Below are 25,365 nucleotides of genomic sequence, written 5' to 3'. Positions count from 1 at the left end.
AATAGCCTGTTTGGGCTTCCCTGCAAAATCCGGGTCCGCCGGACAGGCTACTTTGCCGCAACAAGGCGCTGGCGTCTCGCTTCATACAGACAGACGCCTGATGCCACCGAGACATTGAGGCTTTCCACCTGCCCGAACATGGGAATGCCGATCAATTCATCACAGGTTTCGCGGGTCAGGCGGCGCATGCCGTCACCCTCGGAACCCATCACCAGTGCCACACCCCGGGTAAAGTCCGTCTCGTACAGCGATTTTTCGGCGCTGTCTGCCGTGCCGACCACCCATATATCGCGTTCTTTGAGCTCGCGCAGTGAGCGCGCCAGATTGGTCACGGTGATATAGGGTACAGTCTCTGCCGCACCACTGGCCACCTTTGCCACCGTGGCATTCAGGCCGACCGACTTGTCGCGCGGCACGATGACTGCATGGGCCCCCACACTGTCAGCCACCCGCAGGCAGGCCCCCAGGTTGTGCGGATCGGTAATACCATCCAGCACCAGCAAAAGCGGCGGCCCTTCAATGGCGTCGAGCAGTTCATCCAGATTTCTCGCCAGTGACAGGGCCTGTGCCCGTGCCACGACGCCCTGGTGCCGGTGTGTGCCAACCATGCTGGAAAGCCGTTTATCGTCCGCCTGTATCAGCCTGACGCCTGCGTCCTTTGCCAGACGCAGCAGGTCCTGCATGCGGCGGTCAGCACGTTCGGTGTCGTAGTAAATCTCATCAACGGAAGACGCCTCATGCCGGAGGCGGGCAGTCACCGCGTGAAAGCCAAAAATCATACTTTTTTTCATCGACGTTTCCGTTTCCGTGTTTCGGCCCGTTTTGCTCCGGATTTTGGTTTCCCGGAGAAGGAAGGGACACTGTCATTATTACTGCGGGTTGTATTGCTCTTGCGTTTGGCCGCTGCCACGCCTGGCGGCAGGTTGCCTTTTTCTGACACACGGGCAATGCCGCGCTTTTTGAAGCGGTCAAACAGCACCGGTGGGGGTGCCGAAGCAGTGCCCTGCCCCTGCCCCTGCGCTGCGCCTTCTTTTCCACCTTTGAACGGGCCACTGATGATGACCAGATCAATCTGGCGGCTGTCGAGATCCACCCGGCTGACCTGTACGGTCACGCGGTCAGTCAGTTGGTAACGCACCCCGCTGCGCTCTCCGCGCAACTCATGGCGTACCTCGTCAAAATGGTAATAATCCGAACCCAGGTCGGTGATATGCACCAGGCCTTCAATAAACAGATCATCAAGCTGCACGAAAATACCGAAGGAAGTCACACCCGACACCGTGCCGGTGAAGTGCTCGCCCAGCTTGTCCTTGATGAAGTAGCACTTGAGCCAGGCTTCCACATCGCGCGATGCCTCATCGGCCCGGCGTTCGTTGGCCGAGCAGTGCAGGCCCAGCGCATGCCAGATCGAATCTTCCGCCGTGCCGGTGGCCCTGCCTTCCAGTTTGTCCTTGTTCATCTGACGGCGCATGGCGTTGGACACATTCTTGTTCAAGAGGCGTCGGTCAATACCGGTGGGCTCATAGCGTTTGCCCTGCAAAATCGCCTTGATGGCGCGATGCACCAGCAGATCGGGATAACGCCTGATCGGGCTGGTAAAGTGGGTATACGCCTTGTAGGCAAGGCCAAAGTGACCGACATTATCCGGGCTGTATATCGCCTGCTGCATGGAACGCAGCAGCATCGTCTGTAACAGCGGCGCATCCGGGCGCGGCATCACCTGCTTGATCAGCACGGCATAATCCGACGGCTGCGGTGAATTGCCGCCACCCAGCCTCAGTCCCAGCGGCCCTAAAAAGGCGCGAATCTGGTCCAGCTTTTCCTCACCCGGTGCAGCATGGATACGGTAGGTACCGGGATGATGGTGCCGGATCAGCAAGTCAGCCGCACAGACGTTGGCCGCCAGCATGCACTCCTCAATCAGCTTGTGGGCATCATTTCGCACACGCGGCAGGATTTTTTCAATCTTGCCTTCCGGGTTACTGACGATATACGTTTCCACCGTCTCGAAATCAATCGCCCCCCGCTTTTCACGCGCCTCAAAAAGGACACGATACACAGAAAACAGGTTGCGGATGTGCGGCACCACATTGGCATGGATGGCCGCTTCAGGCCCGCGGGGGCTTTCCAGGATTGAGGCGACAGCGGTATAGGTCATGCGGGCGGCAGATTTTATCACCGCAGGATAAAACTGGTAAAAATCCGGCTTGCCCTCCGCGCTCACGACCATATCGCACACCAGCGCCAAGCGATCCACATCCGGGTTCAGCGAGCACAGGCCATTGGAAAGTTTTTCCGGCAACATGGGAATGACACGACGGGGGAAGTAGACCGAGGTGGAACGCAACAGCGCATCCTTGTCGATCGGGTCATTGGGCTTCACATAATGGCTGACATCGGCAATCGCCACCAGGAGGCGATAACCTGTCGTCTTGCCCATTTCCACCGGCTCGCAATACACCGCATCGTCAAAGTCGCGGGCATCTTCCCCGTCAATCGTCACAAAAGGCACATCACGCAAATCGACACGATCCGTCAGGTCAGCCGGCTGCACCGTATCGGGCAGGCTGTTGGCCCGATCCATCGCTTCCTTGGAAAAGATATGCGGCAGACCGAATTTGCGAACAGCTATCTCGATCTCGATACCCGGATCATCCATATCACCCAGCACTTCAACAATCTGCCCCAGCGGCTGGGCATAACGTGATGGCTGCGTGAGCAGCTTGGCATTCACAAACTGTCCGGCCTGCGCATTTTTCGGCGGTTTTTCGACGATGATGTCATGCGCGATGCGGCGGTCTTCCGGCGCGATCAGCCAGGTGCCGTTTTCATGCAGGAGACGCCCGACCACATGGGTATGCGCACGGGTAAGCACCTCGACAATCGTGCCCTCAAAACGCCCACGGCGATCACTGGCAATCACGCGCACCTGCACGCGGTCGCCATTCATGACCTTCTGCATTTCCTTTTCAGACAGGTAAATATCGTCCCCGCCCTCGTCCGGCAGCAGAAAGCCATAGCCATCCCGGTGGCTTGAGACCTGCCCGACAATAAAGCGTGTGGAATTTCTGATGCTATAACCACCTGCCTCGGTGAAATTCAGTTGTCCGTCACGCTGCATCGCCTCCAGGCGGCGCGTGAGGCCTTCTATTTCGCCGCGCTTCACATGGAGCGTCTTGGCGATGGTTTTCGCGCTCTGGCTGCCTGTGGCATTCCTGAGTGCATCAAGGATTTCTTCCCGGCTGGGAATAGGATAAGGATATCGGCTCAAATTAATCCGTCTTTACTGATAAATATTCGATAAAAATACTGCTTTAGGCTTATTGGCAGCATACCCGAAAAGCGCTGTTTCACTTGCGGAAAGCACAATATTCGCGCTTTTCACATTGAAACGCAAGGAGATTGACTTCGGATAAAATCATGCTAAAATGATTGGCTTCTGTCGGATCAGTATGACACAAAATCGTACTCGTGTCCGACAACCACTCTCTTTATGAGATATTGCCCACGTGGCGGAATTGGTAGACGCGCACGGTTCAGGTCCGTGTGTTGAGAGACGTGGGGGTTCAAATCCCTCCGTGGGCACCAAGCCAAAGTAACAATCAAATCAATCGATTACGCAACAAAAATCCCGTTGAAAAACGGGATTTTTGCATTTTCTTTTTAGGGAACACGTTTACCCTGTTCTCAAGAATTTCTGAGCAGATAAATCTCTCTTTGCTCGCTGTAAAAGACGCCTTGTTTTTACTTTTAAAGATAAGCCTATTCATTCATTAAAGGAAACAATAATGTGCAAAATAGTGTCTCTATACAATAACAAGGGCGGGGTTTCCAAAACAACAACGACCTTTAATCTTGCGGTGCTTTTATCACAGCAAAACAAGAAGGTTCTGCTAGTTGATTGCGATCCCCAATGCAATATGACCGAAATGTTTTTTGCTATCAACGAAGAGTTGAGTGACCCTGATCAGGCATTGCCCGGGACATCCATTTACGACGCCATGCTCCCAAGATTTCAAGGGAAACAGGCGGAAATAGATGCCAATAACGTCACATTGTCTGAACATCAAAAATATAAGGGCTTATTTTTGCTCCGTGGTGATCTGAAATTTTCACGGGCAGAAACGTATTTCGGTACCGCATGGAATCAGGCTGTCACAGACAATATTCATGAAAAAAACACCTATGTCGCCTTTAGCAGGTTACTGCGTGCGTTAGGGCGTATACATGATTTTGCTTTCACCATCTGCGATGTGGGGCCAAGCTCTGGCGCCATCACCCGTACCGTCATATTAAGCTGTGACGAACTGATTGTCCCCCTTGTCCCTGATCGCTTTTGTTATCAGGCGGTTCAGCTTTTGGGCCAGGTCATTCATGAATGGATTGAAAGACACCAGGTCATAGCCAGCACTTTATCTCCTTTTGGCATTGAACCCTTCAGGGGTAAACCGAGACTTGCTGGAACCGTTCTGCAAAATTTTAAAGTGCATGGCGGATCAAAAGTCAAAGAATCCTACACAAAATGGCAGGATAAAATCCTGGAGGAAATCAAGACCTCCCTGGTGGGGCAAAAGGGGTTGAGAGTCAAGTCAAACTTCTCCGCGAAAAAACCCTTTACCGCCTCCATCAAGGATGTAGAGGCTCTTGCTCCGACGGCGCAATTATTCGGCCGGGCCATTTTCGATATCGAGCAGGAACACACCAAGGATGCGTCCAGTGACGGGCGAATGTACTACGGTTCGGTCTGGGAACCCTGGGTAGATCGAATGGAAGACTATCGCAATGAAATCAACAAGCTGGCAAAGGCAATTTCGTGATGAATACGTCATATATCTATCTTGCCCTTCTTGATGTAATCGGCTACCGGGCACGGCTGGAAGAAGACATCCAGAACGCTGATTTCTCCTTCAAGGAAGACCTGCAGAAGGCCTTGTCTTTTCTGTCTTCAGTCAACACCGCTGTATTCAATTACCAGGCGATATCCGATACGATAATCCTGACATGTAACACGCATAACAATTTCCTTAAATTTCTGGAAATTTTAAAGGATACGTTTATTGCATTTTTGGAAAGGGATTTATACATCAGGGGCGGGCTGGCTTATGCGAGGCATTTTCAGAATGGCAATCTCACTTACAGTCACGCGGTTACCCTGGCGCACGAACTGGAAAACAAACATGCTACGTACCCACGCATTCTTATTTCCCCCAACCTGATAGAAATGTATCGCTCCGGGTCAGAGCTTCAGGAAATTTTCGGGAAAAAGCTCCTTGTTTATCAAAACGGTGTTTATTTTCTAAACATACTCGATAACGAAAACTGGGATCAGGTACATGATCTTGCCCGAAAAATATACATCAGCAGTAAAGAGAAAATCACGTTTAATGAATCGGCCTTCATGAAACACCTCTGGTTTGAAAATTACCTTTTTTCTTCTCCTTTCGCAAATCACCAAAAAAAATATATTAAAAATTTTGAAATTGACTAGAGATGTTTAGTCCCGGCCTTTGATGGATAGGGTTTAGAGTAAAACGATGTGGCTGAGTTGTCCAGATTTTGCAAATAAATTCATAAGGCGTAAGCCCTTTTAAAGACTTCAATCGGCGGGCGAAATTATAGGCATTCATGAAATTCTGGAGATAGTTTTCAAACTGCTTGTGATCGTCATAATGATATCGATTGACAGTCGCTTCCTTGATCGTGCGGTTCATTCGTTCAACCTGGCCGTTGGTCCATGGATGCTTTACCTTGGTCAGTCGGTGCTCAATGCCGTTTTCCCTGCAAACACGATCAAAAATATGCTCAAAGGCAAACCGATCCTTTTCTCTGTTGGTGAATTGAATCCCGTTATCCGTCAGGACAGTATGAATGGCATAAGGCAAAGCCTCCTGCAGGTTGCGTAAAAACTGTGCCGCCTGCATTTTTCCTGCTCGCTGGTGCAATTCCACATAGGCAAACTTGCTGGTTCGGTCTATGGCTACAAACAGATAAAGCCGACCTTCAGCGGTTCGTACTTCGGCTATGTCGATAGGGAAGCAGCCAATAGGATAAGTCTTGAATTTCTTTGGCACTGGTTTGTCGCCCTGAACTTCTGGCAAGCGGGATATGCCATGACGCTGTAAACAGCGATGTAATGAAGATCGGCTCAGGTGAGCGATAGTGGGTTGCAGGGCATAAAGGCAATCATCAAGGGGAAACAGGGTATGCCGCCGGAAAGCCACAATAATGGCTTCCTCTTCTACGGACAATACAGTTGAAGAAGGATTTTTCGGGCCAGTGGGCAAATCCTTGACGGTTTCCCGCCTGCGCCATTTCGCCACTGTCTTGGGGTTGATGCCATAGCGCTTTGCTAACGCCCTCACGCTCTCTTGACTATTTTGTATTGCTCGACGCACTGCCTCTGTTGTTGTGGGCATCTCTCCCCCGTAACGAACAGTTGGCAACGTATTTTCAAACTTATTTTTATCCCCTATATTTTAGCCATATATGGCTAAAATATGTTATAATATACAGTAAATGCGCGGGATGAACCGCGCATTTTTTTTATGGAGTAGCTGATGAATGAAAGAGAGCAAATCAGGAAGCACTTTAGAACGGGAGCTGCAGTCCCGTAGTAATAAACACTTTAGCTAAAGGAAAGAGAATGACAAATCAAACGATGTGGGGGCCGCAGGATGATACCGATTATCTGGGCAACCCGGCAAAACGGGCAATGTTTGACATGCGCAACCATTGGGATAGCCATGACCCGCACCCCCTGGACACACTGACACAAACGACTGCCAAGCTGGTTCCGGATGTTTTCCAGTTGGGGCCATCCTACAAATCAGACAAAAGTCTGGATTTTGGATTTACAGCCACCGATACGCTAAATCCATCGACCGGTTTTTCATCCAATACATCACCGTCTGAAAAAGTGAACCAGCAAGGCATGCTCTCGAATCTGAGTACGCCTTCAATGGCGCAAACTACGGTGGATGCGCTGGATTCAGCAGGCGCAGCTTCACACGGGGCAGGTATTCCTTCCTACGGATGGGCAAAAAATCTCTTTAAATCCACTCCCGGGAATAACGAGACGATCAGCGCTGCCCGTCAGCAGGCAGAGGCCGAGACCTGGCCGGGAACTGGACAAAAGGCATCAGAACAGGCAGGAAGAGCGATTGCAACGAGCAATATGAGACGGGGATTCGAGTATGAACATCCCATGGGATCCGTTGTGCAGGCGAGCAGGGGAGATCTGATCCCGAGCAATCTGGAAGGAGAGTCAAGGGCAACGTATGATGTGCTGGCTAATACCGGTTCCATGATTGGGAAATATGGACCTGAGGCAACTGTTTCAGCTCATGGGGCAGATACATCGCCTCAGAAGCTGTTTGCTGAAGAGATGCAGTGGTATCAGGACTATCTTCCTGAAGGGCTGAAAAGTACAGGTCAGGCGTTGCATGACAGCAGGGCAATAGGTGTACAGAACTTCGTTCGTGATCGGGAGAATGCCTTGAAAGGAATTGAAAATCGGGAAAGAGGCATAAAAAATATGACAGCCAAGGCTGCTCTTGTTATCAATGAAATACTTTCCGATGCACATGATAAAAAAGGAAACCGCCCTATTGTTGCAGACCTCGTTCGTCATACCCGTCAAGAGCAGCAAAGGGGGAGAGACGAAATGATTCAATCCAGAGGCATCTACGATGAAGACCCGGAAAAAATGGCACAAAATGCATATGATTACTGGGGTCAGGAGGCTTTAAGCCAGCATGTTGCCGATATCATGCTTGTTTATGCCACGCGAGGCTTCTCTCCAGCTGTTGGGTATGCGGTCAATGTCTTTGATGCGACGATTGATGAGATTGCGGACAGCATTGCCGAAACAGGTGACTATGATCTGCTTTATTCTCTTGGAGAGGAGCTGAAGAAAGGGAAACCTGATGGCGACCAGGTGGTTGTGGATGTGATATCCACTTCTTTGGGAAAGAAAAGCGGTACGGCTGTAAAGACTCTCTGGAGACTTCTCACGGATAAGGAAAGAGGTCTTCTGATGAATCAGGTCAGGGAAAAACAGGCCGGGAAAAACCAGTAATATTTTTTGCAGGAGAGGTCGGTATTTCGGGAAAATCCGCCAATGGCGGATTTCCTGCACTAATGACGTGAAGTAGTTTGAATCTAATCTGACAGTTATCTCTTGCAAAGGAGAGAGTTACCGGTTTTGATATGGGTGTCGAATCCGTAAACAAAACCTTAAGGAGGTAACTCTCATGTTACATACTACCAATCCGATCATCAAACACAAAGTCGGGCTGCTTAATCTGGCATCCGAGCTCAATAACGTATCGAAAGCCTGCAAAGTCATGGGCGTATCACGTGATACCTTTTATCGCTATCACGAGCAAGTAGGACAAGGGGGTATTGATGCCCTGATAAACCAGAGCAGACGTGTTCCCAATCTCAAGAACCGGACAGAAGAAGCCACAGAAAAAGCTGTTGTTCAATATGCCATCGACTACCCGGCCCACGGTCAGGTCCGCACCAGTAATGAGCTGAGAAAGCTCGGCATTTTTATATCTGGCAGCGGTGTTCGATCTGTCTGGCTGCGCCATGACCTGGAGAACTTCAAAAAACGCCTGAAAGCACTGGAAGCCAAGGTAGCCAGCGAAGGTATTATTCTCACGGAAGAACAGGTTGCCGCTCTTGAGAAGAAAAAGCAGGATGACATCGTTCATGGCGAGATAGAAACCGCCCATCCGGGTTATCTGGGTTCTCAGGACACCTTCTATGTCGGTACCCTGAAAGGAGTAGGCCGGATATATCAACAAACGTATGTTGATACCTATAGCCGTGTTGCTCACTGTAAGTTGTATACCAGCAAGACACCCATTACCGCAGCAGATTTGCTCAACGACAGGGTGCTGCCGTTTCACGCATCCCAGGATGTACCGGTATTACGCATCCTTACGGATAGGGGAACAGAGTTCTGTGGCCGCGTTGAGAACCATGATTATCAGCTTTATCTGGCAATCAATGACATCGATCACACGAAAACGAAAGTCAGGTCACCCCAGACAAACGGTATCTGTGAGCGCTTTCACAAGACTGTTTTACAGGAGTTTTACCAGGTGGCATTCCGGAAAAAACTGTACTACGATCTGGATTCACTGCAATCCGATCTGGACAACTGGCTTCATTATTACAATAATGAACGAACCCATCAGGGAAAAAATGTGCTGTGGCAGAACGCCCATGCAGACCTTTCTTGATGGATTGAATGTCTGGAAGGAGAAAAATCTGATCCAGATGTAATCTGACAGATACCCAAACAAAACCGGCTTCTGTCAGATCAGGTCTAAACTACTACAAATGACGCATGGCTTGAGAAATACAGGCTGTGTCCGCTATTATGCTCACTTCCCATAATCCATATTGAGGATTCGCCGTGAATATCATTTCTTCCAGCACTTCCCTTCGTTTTGTGTTCGCATTCCTGTTTCTTGCAGGTTTCGCTTTTTTGGCGAGTGCCGGGGATAAGGAGGATGCCGTTGCTCTTTTGAAGCAGAAGCAGTTGGACAAAGCTTTTACTCTCATGAAAAGAGCCGCTGAAAAAGGGGATGTGGAGGCACAGGGGCTTTTAAGCGGGTTATATCTGACAGGTACGGGTACAGCGAAAGATGAGAAAAGCGCCGCCCAATGGGCAAAAAAAGCCGCTGACAATGGTAATGTCATGTCCATGCACGATATGGGTGTTTTTTATGAAAAAGGTCAGGGCGTTACAAAAAATACTCGTGAAGCTGCTCGTTGGTTCAGAATGGCGGCTGATAAAGGCGACAGAGACGCTCAAAGCCGTATGGGTGAATACTATTCCCACGGGCTTGGTGGCTTGAGGAAAAATGATGCTGAAGCCCTTAAATGGTTCCAGAAAGCAGCAGAGCAGGGAGAGCCGGCTGCAGAATTTAATTTAGGCCTGGCGTATGAAGAAGGAAAAGGCGTAAAACAGGACAGCAGGAAAGCGGTTGAGTGGTATACGAAGTCAGCAGAGCAGGTTTATTTGCCGGCATTGCATAATCTTGGCCTGATGTATATGGCGGGAAATGGCACGCTAAAGAATATTGAGGATGGCCTAGCCATGATTGAGGTTGCCGCAGAACGCGGCCTTGCCGGTTCACAATATTTTATTGGGACTCAGTATGAGAGAGGGGAACATCTCAAAAAAGATATGTCCAAAGCCCGTAGCTGGTACGAAAAAGCAGCGGCCCAGGGGAACACCAAAGCAAGAGAAGCTTTGGCAAGATTGAAATAGGGGCGCATTACCTTTTCAAGGCAGGCACCGGTTTTTGGGATATCTGTCTGATTATCTTTGGGCTGGCTTTTCAGTGTGCACGTGGGTTGGTGATTTTATAAGGTGTCTGCCTCATGCTGAGAAAATGCATGCTCAATATTTGATGAGCCTGTTCTAAATTTTGTGTAAGTGCTTATCATATAGTCAGATAGGAGATAAGCATGAAAAGAGAAGAACTCGAAGCCTTAGATGTTTAGTCCCGGCCTTTGATGGCACAATCATGTCATCTGAATGGAAGGAAATATTATGGGACAGATTTTACACAGCAGCGCCACAACAACAGAGGCAGTGCGTCGAGCAATACAAAATAGTCAAGAGAGCGTGAGGGCGTTAGCAAAGCGCTATGGCATCAACCCCAAGACAGTGGCGAAATGGCGCAGGCGGGAAACCGTCAAGGATTTGCCCACTGGCCCGAAAAATCCTTCTTCAACTGTATTGTCCGTAGAAGAGGAAGCCATTATTGTGGCTTTCCGGCGGCATACCCTGTTTCCCCTTGATGATTGCCTTTATGCCCTGCAACCCACTATCGCTCACCTGAGCCGATCTTCATTACATCGCTGTTTACAGCGTCATGGCATATCCCGCTTGCCAGAAGTTCAGGGCGACAAACCAGTGCCAAAGAAATTCAAGACTTATCCTATTGGCTGCTTCCCTATCGACATAGCCGAAGTACGAACCGCTGAAGGTCGGCTTTATCTGTTTGTAGCCATAGACCGAACCAGCAAGTTTGCCTATGTGGAATTGCACCAGCGAGCAGGAAAAATGCAGGCGGCACAGTTTTTACGCAACCTGCAGGAGGCTTTGCCTTATGCCATTCATACTGTCCTGACGGATAACGGGATTCAATTCACCAACAGAGAAAAGGATCGGTTTGCCTTTGAGCATATTTTTGATCGTGTTTGCAGGGAAAACGGCATTGAGCACCGACTGACCAAGGTAAAGCATCCATGGACCAACGGCCAGGTTGAACGAATGAACCGCACGATCAAGGAAGCGACTGTCAATCGATATCATTATGACGATCACAAGCAGTTTGAAAACTATCTCCAGAATTTCATGAATGCCTATAATTTCGCCCGCCGATTGAAGTCTTTAAAAGGGCTTACGCCTTATGAATTTATTTGCAAAATCTGGACAACTCAGCCACATCGTTTTACTCTAAACCCTATCCATCAAAGGCCGGGACTAAACAACTAAGAAGATAAGGCTGTAATCGAAAGGCGCACCAGGAGCCGGCGGCATTTTTAAGGCCCCAGCCTGTTGCGCCTTGATATGCAGATTGCCGGTCACTGGCCTATTCCAAGAAAGCGAAAGGGCGCGGTTTTCCTGAATTTTTCGCTGGTTTCACCTGCATAGGTCTGGCCGCCGGTGAGTTCCAGTTTTTTGACCGGCGAGCCTTCGCGAAAATCGACCTTGCTGAAATCGACCCAAAAGACATTGGGTAACAGTGTCGATTCGTAAAAATAAAACAGGTTTTTCTGGTCAGCCACAACCCGCCAGCGAGTAGAAGAGATATTCGGCTCGTTTTCTGTGGTTATCCCGTAAGGCACAGAGGTGTTTCTTATCACGCTGAATACACTTGCAACGGCAGTGCGCATATCAGTGGTTTTCGGGATGACGTTAACGTAATACGAGGCCCGCGCAAAGCGATCCGCCGCCCGATTGGTTCCAGGCAGGAAAACCAGGCCACCGATGCTTTTCCAGTACTCATTCAAGGCCAGCTGTTGATCGAAGGTGGGAGAATTGGTCATGACCTGGTATTGACGGCCATGATGAATCACCAGCTTGCCGTTGATGTATTCAAAAATGGCACTGTCCCCGGTCGCATCGGATATCGACAAATGCAGGGTGGCAAAGCGTGATCCGTCAGGCAGATTGTCACTCACGACTTCAAAATGCCCTTCACGCATGTACTGCACCGTTTCTTTTACCGTGGAAAAATTATCGAGGACATACTGTACCCAGGCGGCAATGGAAAGCGCCGGTTTCTTGCCATCCCACGCGGGATATACCGTTTCTGCCAGCCACAGCAGATTGGCAACCAGTCCTTTTTCATTCATGCCGTCCGTACTCGAAAGATTGTAGGCTGATGTAATCACGCTGCCGTATTTCGAGCGCCAGTGAACGGATTGTGTCCCGATTTCACCGTTTCGCTGCATGCCTCGCGGGAAAATCCAGATATCACTTTTCGGGTCTTCTTTCCAGTCCATGGAACGCGCGGTCAGGATCGTATTTTCCGGCCCAAGGTAAACTAGGCGGGTACAGGCATAAGCAGGATGAGTCGAAAACAACATGCCAAGGCTCATCACCAGCGAGCCCAGAGAAAGTGTAAATTTATTCATCGTGGCAATCCCCAAAGTTTTTACGTGCCCGGTATCAGGCAAAAAGGATGATCGGCATAACTCATGGAACGTATTATCGGGGCTATGAAAAAACCGTCCCATGATTTAGTTCATGAAAGGATCATTTGCTCCGCGCAATACGTCCTCTGTCACAGCAGGTACGAAAACCGTTCATGCCGTTTCATCGGCATAAACCATGAAGTCATACACAGGGGCAATACTCAGGAAAACCTCTCCGATGGTTTCTGCCAGTTTTTTGAAAATATCTCTTCCAGAATATGGCTTTTGTGCATGGCAACCATATTTCTTCGTTCAAGCCACTCGCGCTGTGCAGGCGGTGCATCAGGATAACGTGACCGTTTGTAAAAATCGCCTGTGAGGGTAATGAGCGGATGGCCATCCAGCGCCTGCTGCGTCCTGAGATAGCGCTCATCGCCTTCAAGGACAAGCTGCCGTACCCTGGCCATGACTTTGGGGGGCGCTGAGTAATATCCACAACCGTACCAGTAAAAGTCCGGCGCAAACTCAAAAAATCATATCGGCCCGGCCATTCCCTTGCCAAGCTGGAATACCAGCCAGCTACCCCGTTTGAACAGGGATTTGTCACGCGAAAAGCGGGTATCCCGATAAATTCTTGAAAGGGTACGTTTGAGGTCCCTTTCCAGTCTCGGATCAATCTGCACGACCACCGGCAGGAGGTCTTCAGCCAGCTCCCGCATGGGGGGTTGAACATAGTCGATATAATCGCTTTTGTGTGCCTTAAACCATGCCCTGTCATTTCGCTGGTGATTTTCTTCCAGAAAACCGAGGCTTTTTTTCGTGAATGCCATGATCATCCTTTCCTGTATACCGGTATGTCACATACTGTATACCGCACCGATCAATGCCAAGCCCTGCCAGTACCAGGAGGATGCGCACGGTTATTCTCCATCCTCCCTCAACCCCCATTCAACAACCGATACAAAAAAATTGCCGCTACACAACTAATTGTCTTGACGCAACTGTTTTTCTCCGATCATAATGGGTGTACAACAGGTATGTAATAATCCGCAGCGCGCCTCCCCCTGAATGTCCCTGCCCATACTCTGATGTCTGCATATGGCAGACAGCGGGGTACTTCTGATGGAATAATCATGCTGAAAATGCTGACCGCCTATACGCTGGAAACGGATGAGGCCGATGTTGCGGTATCGGACATTCTCGGGCAACTTGAACGTCAATCCCGGCTGCTTGCCAATGCCGTCGGTCTTATTGCATGTGATGTGGAATTTATCGAAACCGGCGTGGTCAGGGCACTTTGCGAGCAGTTGCCTTTTGAGGTTGCCGGCTGCACCACATTGACCAGTGCCGTGCCCGGCGCACACGGGCAGCGGATACTTTCCCTGTCTGTCCTGACCAGCGAGGACGTCAGTTTTTCCACGGCGATATCTGCCCCGCTTCCTGCCGAAGGGATAGGACGGGAAGTTGAAAACGCCTACGAAGCCGCGCTTTCAAAACTTCCCGGCCTTCCCTCGCTTATCCTGGCTTTCACCCCTGTCATGCCGACGATCAGCGGCGCCGTGATCCTGGAACACCTCGACACGGTCTGCAACGGCACACCCATCTTTGGTCCCTTCTCGACAGACTATACGCTGGCTTTCGAGGAAAGCATGACGATACTGAATGGCGAAGCCTCCGAAAATACGGTTGCCTTTATCCTGATGCACGGCGATGTCAATCCGCGTTTTTTCGTATCCGGCAGCGCCGACGGCAACATCCAGAAACAACCGGCAATCATCACGAAATCCGATGGCTACCTCCTTCAGGAGGTCAACGACATGCTGCTGTCAGACTATCTGGATACGCTCGGGCTCAAGCCTGACAACAGGAATGCCAAGACAGCCATTACCCTCCCCCTCGTTGTGACGGATGAAACCATGGTGCCCTTGACACGTGCAATATACAGCCTCACACCGGAAGGGCATGCCATCTGTGGCGGCAAGATGCCTGTTGATGCCGCGCTGGCCATCGGCAGGCTGGATTACAGCGCGGTACTGGAAAAATCAACAGAAACCATGCGGGAATTGCTGGCAGAAGAAAATATCAATGCCATCCTCATGTACCCCTGCATGGTAAGAAATATCATGCTCGGGCCGGATACGGATGATGAGATCAGGGCAATTGTCGACATGATCGGTGATCGGGCGCCTTACCACCTGAGCTATGCGGGTGGTGAGATATGCCCGATGCAAGGCAGCGACAAGCGCCTGATCAACTGTTTCCATAACTTCACGTTTATTGCGTGTGTTTTCTGACGAGAACCGATACGGCAACAACAGGAAAAGCCATGGAACCGAAATGCGCAAAAAAACAGGCTGATACCGCCTCCCCGCCTGAAGCAGAACTGGCGGCAGAGTACGCCAGGCGGATACAGGAACTGGAAAAGGAAAACCAGCGACTGACCCGCCAGTTGCGCCGCCTGGAAAGCACGCTGGAGCGCAATAAGGCAGTCGCATTGACGACCAGAAATCTCGATGCATTCAGGGCGGCAGAGCAGCGCAAGCTGGAGCAGCACATGCAGCGCCTGCTCGAAAACAGCCCGGATCTTATTGTCCTTCTGGACAAGGAAGGACGCTTTGTCTACTGCACGGAGATTTTCCTGAAGCTCTTCAATATCCCGCATTTCGACCGCATCAACGGCCGTCATTTTGAAGAAATCTACCGTGCATTCATCAGTGAAAAACATGTTGAAGGCGCCATTGAGCGTTTTTCCAGGGCAAAGTCAGAGCGCACAACGATTGATGCGGAAATTACACTGGAGACCGGCAATCCTGATCGCCCCCATCATTACACTGTCCATGTCACCCCTGTTTTTTTGTCCTCCGGCGAATTTGACGGGGCCATCGTGCTGTATCACGACGTGACGGAAATGCAACGCGCAAGGACACTCGCTGAAGAAGCCAGCGCAGCGAAAAGCCGCTTTCTGGCTTCCATGAGCCATGAGATCCGCACCCCGATGAATGCCATCATCGGTATGAGTGACCTGATCCGTACCGATAACCTGGACAACCGGCAACGCGGCTTTTTTACCGACATCCAGAAAATGTCGCGTGTACTCCTGCAAATCATCAACGACATTCTGGATTTCTCCCGGATTGAGGCCGGAAAACTTGAAATACGCCCGGTGCATTTCAACCTGGTAACGCTGTGCAACAACATTGCCTCCATGAGCCGTTTCCTGGCCGAATCGAAACAGCTACACTTTTCCCATCATTTCAGTGATGCGCTCCCGCAGGTGGTTTTGGGCGATGACGTGCGTATCCAGCAGATCGTAACCAACCTGCTCAGCAATGCGGTCAAGTACACGGAAAGCGGCCACATCCATTTTGAAGTGGGGAGTGAAGAAAAAGAGGGCAATACCGGCATCACCTTTACCGTGACGGATACCGGCACAGGCATGCAGGAAGAAGACTTTCCCCGGCTCTTTGGCATGTTTGAGCAGGTCGGGCCGGATTCCGTCAGGCGTCCTGAGGGAACCGGTCTGGGCCTTTCCATCACAAAAAGCCTGCTTGAAATGATGGGCGGTGATATCCGCTTTACCAGCACTTACGGCAAGGGCTCCACCTTTACCGCCACGGTCCCGCTGGTACCCGGTGACCCCATGAAAACCGAAACGGCGAGCCTGTCCTCATACGTTGTGGCAAAACCAGGCGTCAATGTCCTGCTCGTTGATGACAATCCGGTAAACCTCAAGGTGGCACAAAGTTTCCTGGGACGCCATGATATCCGGGCAGATAAGGCGGAAAGCGGGCCGGAAGCGATCAGGATGGTTCAGGAAAAGCACTACGACATCGTCTTCATGGACCACATGATGCCAAAAATGAATGGCACCGAAACCACCCGGCGCATCCACGCGCTGGATGATGACTGGTGCAGGCATGTCCCTATCATTGCGCTGACAGCCAATGCCATTCCGGGTGCAAAAGAGCAATTCCTGAGTGCAGGCATGAGCGACTTCCTCGCCAAACCGATAGAAGGACAACGGCTTAACCAGGTCCTGTCCAAATGGCTGCCAGCGGAAAAACAGGGGCTTTCTAACGGCAATGCGTCAACCGCAGCAGAATACGATGAAGGCTCGGATTATAATGCGGCTATTCTGGACAGAAATGAGGGCCTGAAAAATGCTGCGGAGGACCCGGTGCTTTACCAGCAGTTACTGGACAATTTCGGATCGGAAAAAGGCAGGGATTTCCAGCAGATTGTCGAGGCCATCAATGCCGATGACACGCCGTTGGCCCACCGGCTGGTGCATACCCTTAAAAGCAATGCGGCACTCATCGGCGCTTCACGTCTGGCACAGGCCGCTTTCGCCATGGGAAAAGCCCTTGCCGACGACAATCTGCCCTATGCCCGGATACAGATGAAAATGCTTGATACCGAATTGCGTACCGTCATGAGCCAACTGGACCAGGCGGCAGCCAAACCGCACCCTGCCCAGCGACGGCCGGAGCACTCTGACCCGGTGAAAGCCCGTGCACTCATTACGCATCTTATGCCGCTCCTTTCGGCTGGCAATACCCGCTGCCTTGACATGCTTCCCGAAATCGAAAAGACCTTCTCGCCGTTTGGTGAGGCAGGCGATCTCCTCGTTCGCCAGATTGCCGATTTTAACTTTAATCTCGCCAGAGAAACGCTCCTGTCCCTGGAAGCGCTTTGCCGCCGGACATAAAAGGGCGAAGAGCATGGAAAACCATCAGCAATTCACCCTACTGGTCGTCGACGATGAAAAGACGAACCTGATGGTGCTCCATAAAATCCTTTACCCGGAATACAACATCATCACAGCCACATCCGGGGAAGAAGCCTTGAGCCGTGCCATTGAACACCTTCCCGACCTGATCCTGCTTGACATCATCCTGCCTGACATCAACGGGTTTGATGTCCTTTTGCAACTGAAGCAACTGTCGGAAACGAGAAATATCCCTGTCATCATTGTTTCCGGCCTGAACAGCGAAGGGGCCGAAGAAAAAGGGTTTTTCTTCGGTGCGGTGGATTACATTACCAAGCCCTTCAAAAACACGATCGTCAAGGCAAGGGTACGTACCCACCTGCAAACCGTACAGAACATCCGCACGATCGAAAAACTCGGCATGATCGATACACTGACCAATATCGCAAACCGCCGGAGTTTCAATGAGCGGATCGAAATGGAATGGCGCCGCGCAATCCGCAAGCAGGTTCCGATCTCCCTTCTGATGCTTGATGTGGATCGTTTCAAGATTTATAACGATACCTACGGCCACCCGCAGGGAGACATGCTCCTCAGGACAATCACGCAGGTTTTTACCGATACCCTTAACCGGCCGGGTGATATGCCTGCCCGGCTGGGTGGCGAGGAATTTGCCATCATTCTGCCGGACACCACGATGGATGCCGCCCTTTCCGTTGCAGAGAAAATCCGTTCTGCCGTGGAAAAAGCACGGATCATTGCCGCCGTTCCCGAAGCGGATATTGAAACATCCACGAGCATCAGCATCGGCGTTATTTCTACTGTGCCTGGCAATGAGGAAAGCCTCGCCTCTTTTATTGTCCGTGCGGATGAATACCTCTACGCCGCGAAAAACTCCGGCCGCAACCGCGTCTGCTCTGAGCGGGGTTAGGCGCTTGTTGATTCCGGCACCGTATGCATTACCTGCTAAAGCAGATACTGGATAATCTCACCGACATGCCCGGGACGATTGAGGTTAAGCTCAATGGCTTCACCTTCCCTGGTCACAGCTATCCCTTCGTTCAATGGGTTGCCCCCGGTCCAGGTATCCTGAGTATGGAAACGGATACGCCATCGCCATACCGGTTTTCCTTCCCGCTGAACCAGCAGCGTCGATAAATTGGCATTATCCTGAGTATAACGCCACAAAAATTGATGGTTGCGGATCATTATTTTTCTGAGTTTCTTCTTCATGTACTATCTACAGGCCGTCTATGCCGATGAAAAGAGACTATCATTATGGCATCAGGAGCCATCATCTAACCGGGAGATATTCATGAAAACACATATTGCGTCCGTGCCGCTGGAGCAGGTTCTTCGCCTGCTGAACCATGGGCCGGCCACACTGGTATCTGCCCGCCATGCAGGCGTGAATAATGTGATGGCAGCTTCCTGGGTCTGCATGCTCGACTATGACCCGCCCAAAGTAACCGCCATTATCGACAAGGGCGCAAAAACCCGGGAACTGATGGAAAAAAGCGGCATGTTTGCCATACAGGTACCGACCGTGTCCCTGCTCAAGCTGACCTATCAGGTGGGACATATGAGTCTCGCCGATGAACCGGAAAAACTCGAAAAATGCGGCGTGCAACTCTTCGAAATGGAAGGGCATGACCTGCCCCTTGTCGGCGGATGTTCGGCCTGGCTGGCCTGTCGCCTGATTCCCGAAGCCCGCAACCAGGAAACCTATGATCTTTTCATTGGCGAAGTCGTTGCCGCATGGGCAGACACCCGCGCTTTTAAGAGCGGGCGCTGGCAGTTTGAAACCGCAGATCCCCGGTGGCGCAGCCTGCATTACATTGCAGGCGGGCATTTTTATGCCATTGGAGAAGCCATGGATACGGCGGAAGGCATGCCGGACTGACAATAACCACACCCCCGGAAAAAAGGAGAAAACATGTCGGGATTTTTTGAAAAACTGAAAGCGGAAAGCGAACCCAGTTGGAGCGACGCTGTTACGCATCGCTTTGTGAATGAACTGTGTGCAGGCACGGTGGATGATTCCGTTATGGGACGCTACCTGATTCAGGACCACCGTTTCATCAACAACTTTCTGGGGCTTTTAGGCGCAGCCGTCAATTACGCCGACAAATTTGAATCACGCATTGTGCTGGGGCGTTTTATCGGCATGATCAGCAGCGATGAAAACGATTATTTCCTGCGCTCCTTCAAGGCACTGGGCATCACGGAAGACGCCCGACTGGCCCCGTCGGACAGTGCGCCAACGAAAGGACTGAAAAACATTATGCTGGAAGCAGCAAAATCCGGCTCCTACGCTGCTGCGATCTCAGTGCTTTCCGTGGCAGAAAGCGTCTACCTTGATTGGGGATTGCGTGCCCCGAAGCCGTACCCGGAAAACTTCATCTATACAGAATGGATCACCCTGCACAACAATGATTATTTCATCGGGTTTGTGAATTTCCTGCAAAGGGAACTGGACAGGGTAGGCCCTGCCAACGCCGATATCTGCCGTGATTTTTTCATGCGGACGGTTCAGCTTGAAAAAGCCTTTTTTGATGATGCCTATGCATAAGGGCGTTGCAGCATCCCCGCAAAAAACCTGAAGCCTTCCTTCAGGTTTTTTGTTGACCGTTTACAGCAATATCCGCGATGACTGCTTGATTTGCTGCATCGGAATGTCTGTCTTGACATTCTGCACGTCCTTGATGGGATTCAAGCGGGTAATCTGGAACTGGCGATAGGCATCCAGATCCGCCACCGTCACCCGTAACAGAAAGTCGCTATCCCCCGCCATCAAATGGCATTCCATCACCTCAGGCATGGCCATCACTTCCCGGATGAAGCCGTTGACTGTCTTTTCATCCTGCTCTTTCAGCCAGACACGGGCAAAAACCGTAAAACCGGCATCCACCAGTGACGGATTGATCTGGGCGACATACCGTACGATCACGCCGGTATCTTCAAGGAGCCTGACCCGGCGAAGACAGGCCGAAGGGGAAAGGCCTACCCGTCTTGCCAGCTCGACATTCTGGATACGGCCATCCTCCTGCAATACGTTGAGGATACGCCGGTCTATAGCGTCTATTTTTATTGACATAAAAAATCAACTTTCTTTAATTTTTTAAATTTTTATTCGAAATATTCAAGCATTTTACCCGCAAAAAGGAGGAAAATTTCACTGAAAATCGTTCAAAATTGTCACAGAAACATCATCATTTCAGGGAAATATCATGTCACTCGCCGCAGAGATCAGTCCGGCAAAAAAACAGGACACCTGGCAGGGTATAAAAGATGCACTGCCGGTAACAATCGGGTTCATTCCCTTTGCGCTTCTTCTGGGTGCACAGGCCTCACGAAAGGGGCTTTCTGCTGTTGAGGTTCCCCTGATGACAGCACTCAACTTTGCCGGCGGCTCTGAATTTGCCGCGATTGAGCTCTGGTCGTCCCCGCCGCACATCCTGCTGATTGTGGCCATGACGTTTCTGGTCAACAGCCGTCACATGCTGATGAGCGCGACGCTCGCGCCGCTTATCCGGCATTTGCCGCGGCGCAAGGCATTGCTGGCCCTCTTTTTCATGTGCGATGAAAGCTGGGCGCTGGGGCTGTCGCATGCAAGAAAACGGGCTGATGCCGGGGAAATACCGGTATTTTCCCTTCCCTACTATACGAGCGTGGCAGGCACCCTGTACCTCAGTTGGGTACTCTTCACCGCATCGGGGGCGATTCTCGGTCCGGTACTGGGCGATATGGAAACCTATGGTTTTGACATGGCATTTCCCGCCGTTTTCTTTGTCCTGCTCAAGGGGATGTGGCAAGGAAAACGCACGGCCCTGCCCTGGCTTGCCAGCCTGCTGGCTGCCGCCCTGACATGCCGCTTCCTGCCAGGAGCCTGGTATGTGGCAGCCGGGGCATTGACCGGCCTTGCCGTTGCTTTTTGGGGAGCACGCAAACATGATTCATAACTCAACACTGCTCACCATCGTCCTGATGGCAGTTGTCACCTATCTTACCCGGGTTGCAGGATATATTGCCCTGCGCAACCGTACCCTGAGCAAACGCGGGGTGCGAATCATGAGCGCCATCCCGGGCTGTGTGCTCATTTCAGTGATAGCGCCTTACTTCGTTTCCGGCAAACCCGCTGACCTGATCGCGCTGGCCATCACCGCGCTTGCCGCATGCCGCTTTTCCCTGCTGCCCACCGTTTTGGTGGGCGTCATATCAGCGGGCGTCTTAAGACATATCACGTAACCTCATCCCTCACAGCTATCCTGACTGACAGGCTCAAAAATATGCGCTACCATTTCTGACTTTATGTTACCGGAAATGCTGCCGGTGTTTTGAGGCACGTTTTTTCGCCGCGCATCGCCAACCAGAGAGATACATGACGGCTGTAATGTCTTTTTGCGCTATCTGCCTGCTGCTTGTTGCAGGCAAAGCGCTCCGGTCAGCCCTGCCCATTCTGCAGCGGCTGTATCTGCCTGCCTCTGTCATTGGCGGCTTTATCGGATTACTCGTCATCAACACACTCGGCACATGGTTGTCGCCGGACTGGTTTGCCGGTTTTGCGGACCTTCCGGGCTTTCTGATCAATATTGTCTTTGCCGGGCTTTTCCTGGGTGAAGCAGCCACCCCCCTGAAAAAAATCTGGCGCCTGGCCGCGCCGCAATTCTGTTTCGGCCAGATTGTTGCCTGGGGACAGTATGTGGTTGGCCTGGGCCTTGCCATCTTTCTTCTGGCACCGCTTTTCGATGTGCCGGATGTCTTTGGCAATCTGCTTGAAATCGGCTTTGAGGGCGGCCATGGCACCGTAGGAGGCCTTGCTGCCACCTTTTCCGAACTCGGCTGGTCTGAAGGAGCCGATCTGGGTTATACCGTCGCTACCTGCGGTCTCGTATTCGGCATTGTGATCGGCATCATCATGATCAATGTAGCGGTACGCAGGGGGTACATCACCGATGTCCGCACCTATGAGGACCAGGACAAAATGGAACGTCTTGGCATATACCGGCCCGATGCCCAGCCGGAAGCCGGAAAACAGACGGTCTATTCGGATTCGGTGGATTCACTCGCATTGCATATTGCCCTGGTTGGCATTGCGGTACTGATCGGCTACGGCATCAAGGAACTGCTGGTCGTGGCAGACAGCGTTGCCCCGGCAGCGGTGCAGGACCTCAAATTCCTGCCAAGCCTGCCGCTCTTTCCCCTGTGCATGATCGGCGGACTCCTGCTGCAGGCTTTCCTCAGAAAAACGCGGCTCGATTTCCTCGCCAACCATGGACAGATGCAGCGCATCACCGGCGCGTCTCTCGATTTTCTGGTTGTCGCTGCTGTCGCATCCATCCGGCTTGAATTTGTTGCCGCCTACTGGCTGCCCCTTTCCATCCTCGTGGCGGGCGGCATCATCTGGAATGTCTTTACCCTCATTTACATCGCTCCCCGCATGTTCGAGGAAGCCTGGTTTGAGCGCGCCATCGCAGAATTCGGCCAGTCGATGGGGGTTACGGCCACCGGGCTGATGCTGCTTCGCACAGTCGATCCTGATAAAAAAACGGTGGCTGCCGAGGCTTTCGGCTACAAACAGCTGTTGCATGAACCCTTCATGGGCGGAGGGATATGGACATCCCTTGCTGTCCCGCTTGTCATGTATGGAAAAGGCATGACCGTATGGGGGATTTCGATTGCTGCACTCATTATCGCCATTGCCTGCTGGCTGCGCTTTTTCAAAACACGCAACAGCGCTGCGCGCTAGGGGCACCAGCCGAATGCCATCCGAAAAGAGCGGACTGCCTCAGAAAAACAAAAGGGGCCGTGCCAGAAGCCCCCTGTTTCATACACAATATCCCAGCCGCTAAAACGTGATGATCCGGTCACTGTCCACAACCCATTCGGACAATGCCTGCATGGTGGAATGTTCTGCCCCTTCAAAGTACGGATGGTTGGCATAAATACCACAACGCGCCATGCAGGTGCCGCAAACCCTGACTGTTACCCCATCCCGGATCAGGTCCTTGAGCATCTGCACCAGATCCTGGTCATAGCCTTGCGGCGGTTTGCAAACATCACGCGCCATATCAACCGAGTCATTCATCAGGAAAATCCGTACGTCGTGCCCGTTCTTCCGGAGCGTATCGGCCAGCCTGAGGCCGTTCCATGTGACATCCGTCATGTCATATGGGTCACGATTGAAAATGATTAATGCTTTCATGGTTTTCTCCCTGGTATTAAAAAAAGGAAAATCCGGTGCTGTGCTGCCTGTTATTCCTTAATGGCCTCTACCGGCAATCCGGCAGCCTGCCATTCGGCCACGCCGTCAGTTATCTTGCTAACCGTGTAGCCCCTAGCGGCCAGAAGCGCAATGGCTGTATCCGAAAGCAGGCAGAATGGTCCGCGGCAGTAGGCAACAATCTCCTTGTCCTTTGGCAGTTCACCGATTCGCTTCAGAATCTCTTCTACCGGCATGGAACGCGCAAAAGGCAGATGCCCCTGTGCATACTCCTTCTCCGGACGGACATCAATCACAAATACTTCACCGCGGCCGGCCATTTCCAGAAACGCTTCCCTGCCATATGCGGTGAGCGTACCGGGATTGGTCACGATCTGGTTCAATGCCATCTTCAGTTCCAGCAGATGTTCTTCAGCCACTTCACGCATCCTGACCAGCAGCGTTGCTACATCCTGTCCGGCAAGGGCGTAGATGATGTTTTTTCCTTCCCGGCGTGTCGTCACCAGGCGCGCGTTTCGCAGTACCCGCAAATGGGCACTGGCCAGCCGGATATCGATACCCGTCTCTGTTGCCAGCGCTTCCACGGTTTTTTCGCCCTGTGCCAGGAGTTCCAGCAATTCCAGCCGTTTGGGGCTGGATACCGCTTTCCCGATACGGGCCACCTGTTCGTAAAGCATGTTTCTGAGTTCGCGTGTCATCCTCTTTTCCTTGTCCAGCCTTGTTATTTGGGATATCGGCACTTTATTGTCATCAATATCTCAAAGCCTGCGAACCGCTTAAAGGTATCCGTCGACAAACTGTTTCAGATGCTCCTTGCTGAGTGCCCCTGCCTTCTGCGCCACAACCTTGCCATCCTTAAACAGCATCAGCGTGGGAATGCTTCTGATACCCAGTTTGGCTGGCAGTACCGGATTGGCATCAACATCCATTTTTGCCACGATCATTTTGCCGGCATATTGCGCCGCCAGCTCATCCAGATGCGGCGCAATCATCCTGCACGGCCCGCACCAGCCTGCCCAGAAATCCAGCAGCACCGGCCTGGCCGCATTCAGAACATCTGTTTCAAAAGACGCATCGGTGATATCAATCGTATGCTGAGCCATCATTTCCTCCTGCATGAAATCTTCAATTATTGAACCAGTCACATTATTCAGTTACTGCCCGATTTACATACATTCTAACGAATATTTGAATGTATGTAAATCGGGCATGATTCTGCCGTGTCTGCACGCCTTAAGGAAATCCTAAGATCATTATGTTTTCATGACATCAGGCCACAAGACATGGTCATCCCATCATCAAATAACAAAGGAGTCATATCATGAAAAACGAATTTGAAATCACCCGCACTATTTCTCCTATTCACCACCCGGTACGCGCGTTTTTAGCTGTGGCTGCCATTTCCGGCAGCATGATACTGGGCGCAGGCATGGCTTTTGCCGACACCATTCATCCTGTGGGTACCAGCCAGCAGGCATCCCAGGGAGGATTTTACGGGCCGGGTCCGGCACTGGTCACGGTCCAGCAGGCGATGGGGATGCGTGATGATACCCCGGTAACACTTAAGGGGCATATTGTCCAAAGCCTGGGCGATGAAGAGTATCTCTTCAAGGATGCCACCGGCACCATCCGGGTCGAGATTGACCACAAACTCTGGGCAGGCATTCAGGTTTCGCCAGATGAACTGGTGGAAATCCAGGGCGAAATCGAAAAAGAATGGAACAAAACCGAAGTGGATGTTGCGCGGATCATCAAGATAAAATAA

General features: G+C 51.4%; 23 protein-coding genes, 1 tRNA gene and 3 pseudogenes. 17 read left to right on the top strand and 10 right to left on the bottom strand.

The features are described 5' to 3' along the window. Positions 1 to 47: 47 nt before the first annotated feature. Together rlmB and rnr are read right to left on the bottom strand one after the other, a co-directional pair. Positions 48 to 791, bottom strand: a complete 744-nt coding sequence (gene rlmB, locus NB640_RS09325; RefSeq protein ID WP_269308438.1) for a 23S rRNA (guanosine(2251)-2'-O)-methyltransferase RlmB — start codon at positions 789 to 791, stop codon at positions 48 to 50. Then, on the bottom strand, positions 788 to 3,271 hold the full coding sequence (gene rnr / locus NB640_RS09320) for a ribonuclease R (RefSeq protein WP_269308437.1): 2,484 nt from the start codon (positions 3,269 to 3,271) through the stop codon (positions 788 to 790). Before rnr ends, rlmB begins: the two co-directional genes overlap by 4 nt. 232 nt (positions 3,272 to 3,503) lie before the next feature. On the opposite strand from rnr, the gene NB640_RS09315 reads away from it, so the two are divergent. The 3 genes from NB640_RS09315 (at position 3,504) to NB640_RS09305 (ending at position 5,488) form a co-directional block, all read left to right on the top strand. After that, positions 3,504 to 3,588, top strand: a tRNA-Leu gene (locus tag NB640_RS09315). A gap of 200 nt (positions 3,589 to 3,788) precedes the next feature. Then, positions 3,789 to 4,817: a ParA family protein gene (locus NB640_RS09310; RefSeq protein ID WP_269308436.1), complete on the top strand. Its 1,029-nt coding sequence runs from the start codon at positions 3,789 to 3,791 to the stop codon at positions 4,815 to 4,817. Then, on the top strand, positions 4,817 to 5,488 hold the full coding sequence (locus NB640_RS09305) for a hypothetical protein (protein WP_269308435.1): 672 nt from the start codon (positions 4,817 to 4,819) through the stop codon (positions 5,486 to 5,488). The genes NB640_RS09310 and NB640_RS09305 overlap by 1 nt, the downstream gene beginning before the upstream one ends. Here the strand turns inward: NB640_RS09305 and NB640_RS09300 are convergent. Then, entirely contained in the window at positions 5,466 to 6,416 is a 951-nt protein-coding gene (locus NB640_RS09300; protein ID WP_269308434.1) for an IS481 family transposase, read from the bottom strand. The two genes, NB640_RS09305 and NB640_RS09300, sit on opposite strands and share 23 nt — an antisense overlap. Before the next feature lie 227 nt (positions 6,417 to 6,643). Between NB640_RS09300 and NB640_RS09295 the strand changes: the two genes are divergently transcribed. The 5 genes and pseudogenes from NB640_RS09295 (at position 6,644) to NB640_RS09280 (ending at position 11,524) form a co-directional block, all read left to right on the top strand. Next, the gene (locus NB640_RS09295) at positions 6,644 to 8,077 is read left to right on the top strand and encodes a hypothetical protein (RefSeq protein ID WP_269308433.1); all 1,434 of its coding nucleotides are present in this window, start codon (positions 6,644 to 6,646) and stop codon (positions 8,075 to 8,077) included. Between the two features lie 175 nt (positions 8,078 to 8,252). Then, positions 8,253 to 9,294: pseudogene (locus NB640_RS09290) on the top strand (IS481 family transposase). A gap of 280 nt (positions 9,295 to 9,574) precedes the next feature. Further along, positions 9,575 to 9,697 (top strand): annotated as a pseudogene (locus NB640_RS13060) (tetratricopeptide repeat protein); the annotation flags it as partial. Between the two features lie 15 nt (positions 9,698 to 9,712). Further along, positions 9,713 to 10,288 carry a tetratricopeptide repeat protein gene (locus tag NB640_RS09285; RefSeq protein WP_269308432.1) on the top strand — a complete coding sequence of 192 codons (576 nt, stop codon included), beginning with the start codon at positions 9,713 to 9,715 and terminating at the stop codon, positions 10,286 to 10,288. Between the two features lie 285 nt (positions 10,289 to 10,573). Further along, positions 10,574 to 11,524 (top strand): IS481 family transposase, encoded by a 951-nt coding sequence (locus NB640_RS09280; RefSeq protein ID WP_269308431.1) that lies wholly within the window; start codon positions 10,574 to 10,576, stop codon positions 11,522 to 11,524. A gap of 89 nt (positions 11,525 to 11,613) precedes the next feature. Here NB640_RS09280 and NB640_RS09275 read toward each other — a convergent pair whose 3' ends face one another. Both NB640_RS09275 and NB640_RS09270 read right to left on the bottom strand, forming a co-directional pair. Next, positions 11,614 to 12,669, bottom strand: coding sequence for a linear amide C-N hydrolase (locus NB640_RS09275; RefSeq protein ID WP_269308430.1), 1,056 nt, complete (start codon positions 12,667 to 12,669; stop codon positions 11,614 to 11,616). A 221-nt stretch (positions 12,670 to 12,890) separates the two neighbouring features. Then, positions 12,891 to 13,499, bottom strand: a pseudogene (locus tag NB640_RS09270) (DUF2461 domain-containing protein). A 303-nt stretch (positions 13,500 to 13,802) separates the two neighbouring features. On the opposite strand from NB640_RS09270, the gene NB640_RS09265 reads away from it, so the two are divergent. From NB640_RS09265 to NB640_RS09255, 3 genes are read left to right on the top strand one after another with little or no spacing between them, the layout of a single operon-like run. Then, the gene (locus NB640_RS09265) at positions 13,803 to 14,963 is read left to right on the top strand and encodes an FIST N-terminal domain-containing protein (protein ID WP_269308429.1); all 1,161 of its coding nucleotides are present in this window, start codon (positions 13,803 to 13,805) and stop codon (positions 14,961 to 14,963) included. Between the two features lie 32 nt (positions 14,964 to 14,995). Then, positions 14,996 to 17,377, top strand: a complete 2,382-nt coding sequence (locus NB640_RS09260) for a PAS domain-containing sensor histidine kinase (RefSeq protein WP_269308428.1) — start codon at positions 14,996 to 14,998, stop codon at positions 17,375 to 17,377. 13 nt (positions 17,378 to 17,390) lie between these two features. Then, positions 17,391 to 18,308 (top strand): diguanylate cyclase, encoded by a 918-nt coding sequence (locus tag NB640_RS09255; RefSeq protein ID WP_269308427.1) that lies wholly within the window; start codon positions 17,391 to 17,393, stop codon positions 18,306 to 18,308. Between the two features lie 35 nt (positions 18,309 to 18,343). On the opposite strand, the gene NB640_RS09250 is transcribed toward NB640_RS09255, so the two are convergent. Next, positions 18,344 to 18,610, bottom strand: coding sequence for a hypothetical protein (locus NB640_RS09250; protein ID WP_269308426.1), 267 nt, complete (start codon positions 18,608 to 18,610; stop codon positions 18,344 to 18,346). 82 nt (positions 18,611 to 18,692) lie between these two features. Between NB640_RS09250 and NB640_RS09245 the strand changes: the two genes are divergently transcribed. Then, complete coding sequence (locus NB640_RS09245) at positions 18,693 to 19,280, top strand: flavin reductase family protein (RefSeq protein ID WP_269308425.1); 588 nt, start codon at positions 18,693 to 18,695, stop codon at positions 19,278 to 19,280. 33 nt (positions 19,281 to 19,313) lie between these two features. After that, positions 19,314 to 19,949 carry a TenA family protein gene (locus NB640_RS09240; protein WP_269308424.1) on the top strand — a complete coding sequence of 212 codons (636 nt, stop codon included), beginning with the start codon at positions 19,314 to 19,316 and terminating at the stop codon, positions 19,947 to 19,949. 60 nt (positions 19,950 to 20,009) lie between these two features. Here NB640_RS09240 and NB640_RS09235 read toward each other — a convergent pair whose 3' ends face one another. Beyond that, positions 20,010 to 20,468 (bottom strand): Lrp/AsnC family transcriptional regulator, encoded by a 459-nt coding sequence (locus NB640_RS09235; RefSeq protein ID WP_269310439.1) that lies wholly within the window; start codon positions 20,466 to 20,468, stop codon positions 20,010 to 20,012. A 139-nt stretch (positions 20,469 to 20,607) separates the two neighbouring features. On the opposite strand from NB640_RS09235, the gene NB640_RS09230 reads away from it, so the two are divergent. The 3 genes from NB640_RS09230 (at position 20,608) to NB640_RS09220 (ending at position 23,126) form a co-directional block, all read left to right on the top strand. Next, positions 20,608 to 21,339 carry an AzlC family ABC transporter permease gene (locus tag NB640_RS09230; protein ID WP_269308423.1) on the top strand — a complete coding sequence of 244 codons (732 nt, stop codon included), beginning with the start codon at positions 20,608 to 20,610 and terminating at the stop codon, positions 21,337 to 21,339. Further along, positions 21,329 to 21,625 carry an AzlD family protein gene (locus tag NB640_RS09225; protein ID WP_269308422.1) on the top strand — a complete coding sequence of 99 codons (297 nt, stop codon included), beginning with the start codon at positions 21,329 to 21,331 and terminating at the stop codon, positions 21,623 to 21,625. The genes NB640_RS09230 and NB640_RS09225 overlap by 11 nt, the downstream gene beginning before the upstream one ends. Before the next feature lie 133 nt (positions 21,626 to 21,758). Next, positions 21,759 to 23,126 (top strand): sodium/glutamate symporter, encoded by a 1,368-nt coding sequence (locus NB640_RS09220; protein WP_269308421.1) that lies wholly within the window; start codon positions 21,759 to 21,761, stop codon positions 23,124 to 23,126. Positions 23,127 to 23,225: 99 nt separating this feature from the next. Here the strand turns inward: NB640_RS09220 and NB640_RS09215 are convergent, their stop codons facing one another. The 3 genes from NB640_RS09215 to trxA form a co-directional block, all read right to left on the bottom strand. Next, positions 23,226 to 23,582, bottom strand: a complete 357-nt coding sequence (locus NB640_RS09215; protein WP_269308420.1) for a DsrE/DsrF/TusD sulfur relay family protein — start codon at positions 23,580 to 23,582, stop codon at positions 23,226 to 23,228. Positions 23,583 to 23,632: 50 nt separating this feature from the next. Continuing rightward, a complete protein-coding gene (locus NB640_RS09210) occupies positions 23,633 to 24,298 on the bottom strand; it encodes an ArsR/SmtB family transcription factor (RefSeq protein ID WP_269308419.1) in 666 nt (221 codons plus the stop codon). Between the two features lie 78 nt (positions 24,299 to 24,376). Then, positions 24,377 to 24,703: a thioredoxin TrxA gene (trxA, locus tag NB640_RS09205; RefSeq protein ID WP_269310438.1), complete on the bottom strand. Its 327-nt coding sequence runs from the start codon at positions 24,701 to 24,703 to the stop codon at positions 24,377 to 24,379. A gap of 218 nt (positions 24,704 to 24,921) precedes the next feature. Between trxA and NB640_RS09200 the strand changes: the two genes are divergently transcribed. Next, positions 24,922 to 25,365, top strand: coding sequence for a YgiW/YdeI family stress tolerance OB fold protein (locus NB640_RS09200; RefSeq protein WP_269308418.1), 444 nt, complete (start codon positions 24,922 to 24,924; stop codon positions 25,363 to 25,365).

The sequence above is a fragment of the Oxalobacter vibrioformis genome (genome assembly GCF_027118995.1).
GTDB lineage: Bacteria > Pseudomonadota > Gammaproteobacteria > Burkholderiales > Burkholderiaceae_D > Oxalobacter > Oxalobacter vibrioformis.
Note: the sequence above shows the minus strand (reverse complement) of the source record. Positions and strands in the feature narration are given on the sequence as shown.